This is a genomic window from Rathayibacter sp. AY1C1, from assembly GCF_002932105.1.
Lineage (GTDB): Bacteria > Actinomycetota > Actinomycetes > Actinomycetales > Microbacteriaceae > Rathayibacter.
The window spans coordinates 1-3,295 of record NZ_PSWH01000065.1 but is presented as its reverse complement, the minus strand read 5'-3'; the positions used below and the strand labels follow the sequence as shown (position 1 = coordinate 3,295).

The following is a 3,295-nucleotide window of genomic DNA, read 5'->3' as shown; positions in this document are numbered from 1 at the left end:
GGTTCTTAACTCATGTGATTAGCAAGTTCATAAGAGCAAACGGTGAATGCCTTGGCATCTGGAGCCGAAGAAGGACGTCGTAATCTGCGATAAGCCTCGGGGAGCTGATAAACGAGCTGTGATCCGAGGATTTCCGAATGGGGAAACCCCGCCAGGCCCCTTGTGGTGACCTGGTGACTCCCGCCTGAATATATAGGGCGGGTAGAGGGAACGTGGGGAAGTGAAACATCTCAGTACCCACAGGAAGAGAAAACAACAGTGATTCCGTCAGTAGTGGCGAGCGAACGCGGAAGAGGCTAAACCGAGTCATGTGTGATACCCGGCAGGGGTTGCATGGCCGGGGTTGTGGGACTTTTCGTTCCGGTCTGCCGGCCGGTGAACGTTACAGCGCATCATAGACGAACAGGTTTGAACGCCTGGCCAGAGCGGGTGCGAGCCCCGTAGTCGAAATGGTGTTATGGCGTGAAGAGTATCCCAAGTAGCACGGGGCCCGAGAAATCCCGTGTGAATCTGTCAGGACCACCTGATAAGCCTAAATACTCCCAGATGACCGATAGCGGACAAGTACCGTGAGGGAAAGGTGAAAAGTACCCCGGGAGGGGAGTGAAATAGTACCTGAAACCGTTTGCTTACAAACCGTCGGAGCCTCCTTGTAGGGGTGACGGCGTGCCTTTTGAAGAATGAGCCTGCGAGTTAGTGCTCTGTGGCGAGGTTAACCCGTGTGGGGCAGCCGTAGCGAAAGCGAGTCCGAATAGGGCGATTCAGTCGCAGGGTCTAGACCCGAAGCGAAGTGATCTATCCATGGCCAGGTTGAAGCGACGGTAAGACGTCGTGGAGGACCGAACCCACTTCAGTTGAAAATGGAGGGGATGAGCTGTGGATAGGGGTGAAAGGCCAATCAAACTTCGTGATAGCTGGTTCTCTCCGAAATGCATTTAGGTGCAGCGTTGCGTGTTTCTTGCCGGAGGTAGAGCTACTGGATGGCCGATGGGGCCCAAAAGCTTACTGACGTCAGCCAAACTCCGAATGCCGGTAAGTGAGAGCGCAGCAGTGAGACTGTGGGGGATAAGCTTCATAGTCGAGAGGGAAACAACCCAGACCACCAACTAAGGTCCCTAAGCGCGTGCTAAGTGGGAAAGGATGTGGAGTTGCACAGACAACCAGGAGGTTGGCTTAGAAGCAGCCACCCTTGAAAGAGTGCGTAATAGCTCACTGGTCAAGTGATTCCGCGCCGACAATGTAACGGGGCTCAAGCACGCCACCGAAGTTGTGGCATTGACATTAGTGGTAGGCCTTCGTGGTCCAGCCGTGTTGATGGGTAGGAGAGCGTCGTGTGGCGAGTGAAGCGGCGGTGTGAACCAGCCGTGGATGCCACACGAGTGAGAATGCAGGCATGAGTAGCGAAAGACGGGTGAGAAACCCGTCCTCCGGAAGACCAAGGGTTCCAGGGTCAAGCTAATCTTCCCTGGGTAAGTCGGGACCTAAGGCGAGGCCGACAGGCGTAGTCGATGGACAACGGGTTGATATTCCCGTACCGGCGAAGAACCGCCCAAGACAATCCAGTAGTGCTAAGTATCTGAATCCCTTTGATGGATCCCTTCGGGGTGAAGCGTTGGGCCTAGCGTACGACCCCGTGCTGGTGCGTTTAGCGTATTAACAGGTGTGACGCAGGAAGGTAGCCGAGCCGGGCGATGGTTGTCCCGGTCTAAGGATGTAGGGCGAACGATAGGCAAATCCGTCGTTTATATAGCCTGAGATCTGATGGGTAGACGCAAGTCGAAATCGGTGATCCTATGCTGCCAAGAAAAGCATCGACGCGAGGTTCTAGCTGCCCGTACCCCAAACCGACTCAGGTGGTCAGGTAGAGAATACTAAGGAGATCGAGAGAATCGTGGTTAAGGAACTCGGCAAAATGCCCCCGTAACTTCGGGAGAAGGGGGGCCTGAGGCGTGAACGGACTTGCTCCGGGAGCGTTCGATGGCCGCAGAGACCAGTGGGAAGCGACTGTTTACTAAAAACACAGGTCCGTGCTAAGTCGCAAGACGATGTATACGGACTGACGCCTGCCCGGTGCTGGAAGGTTAAGAGGAACGGTTAGCCGCAAGGCGAAGCTGAGAATTTAAGCCCCAGTAAACGGCGGTGGTAACTATAACCATCCTAAGGTAGCGAAATTCCTTGTCGGGTAAGTTCCGACCTGCACGAATGGCGTAACGACTTCCCAGCTGTCTCAACCGCGAACTCGGCGAAATTGCATTACGAGTAAAGATGCTCGTTACGCGCAGCAGGACGGAAAGACCCCGTGACCTTTACTATAGTTTGGTATTGGTGTTCGGTGTGGCTTGTGTAGGATAGGTGGGAGACGTTGAAGCGGGCACGCTAGTGTTCGTGGAGTCATTGTTGAAATACCACTCTGGTCACTCTGGATATCTAACTTCGGACCCTAATCGGGTTCAGGGACAGTGCCTGATGGGTAGTTTAACTGGGGCGGTTGCCTCCCAAAGAGTAACGGAGGCGCCCAAAGGTTCCCTCAACCTGGTTGGCAATCAGGTGGCGAGTGTAAGTGCACAAGGGAGCTTGACTGTGAGACTGACAAGTCGAGCAGGGACGAAAGTCGGGACTAGTGATCCGGCAGTGGCTTGTGGAAGCGCTGTCGCTCAACGGATAAAAGGTACCTCGGGGATAACAGGCTGATCTTGCCCAAGAGTCCATATCGACGGCATGGTTTGGCACCTCGATGTCGGCTCGTCGCATCCTGGGGCTGGAGTAGGTCCCAAGGGTTGGGCTGTTCGCCCATTAAAGCGGTACGCGAGCTGGGTTTAGAACGTCGTGAGACAGTTCGGTCCCTATCCGCTGCGCGCGCAGGAAATTTGAGAAGATCTATCCCTAGTACGAGAGGACCGGGATGGACGAACCTCTGGTGTGTCAGTTGTTCCGCCAGGAGCACCGCTGATTAGCTACGTTCGGAACGGATAACCGCTGAAAGCATCTAAGCGGGAAGCCGGCTTCGAGATGAGATTTCCATCCCTTCGGGGGAGAGGCTCCCAGCCAGACGACTGGGTTGATAGGCCGGATGTGGAAGACAGGACTAAAGACTGTCGGAGCTGACCGGTACTAATAAGCCGATAACTTGATAATCACTACACTCATACCGTTGTAAAGGCTGGTAGGAGTGGTCAGAGATTGCTTGCGTCCACTTTGTGGTTCCCAGAAGACGGGCACCCCGCATCCTCCTTCGGGAGGAGCGGAACAATTGAATACACGCACGGCGTGTAACCCAGATTTGACCATGTGCCCT

Annotated in this window: 1 rRNA gene; it reads left to right on the top strand. The window is 54.7% G+C overall.

The window, feature by feature from the left end:
• Nucleotides 1-19 precede the first annotated feature (19 nt).
• Nucleotides 20-3,135, top strand: a 23S ribosomal RNA gene (locus C5C71_RS17020).
• Nucleotides 3,136-3,295 lie beyond the last annotated feature (160 nt).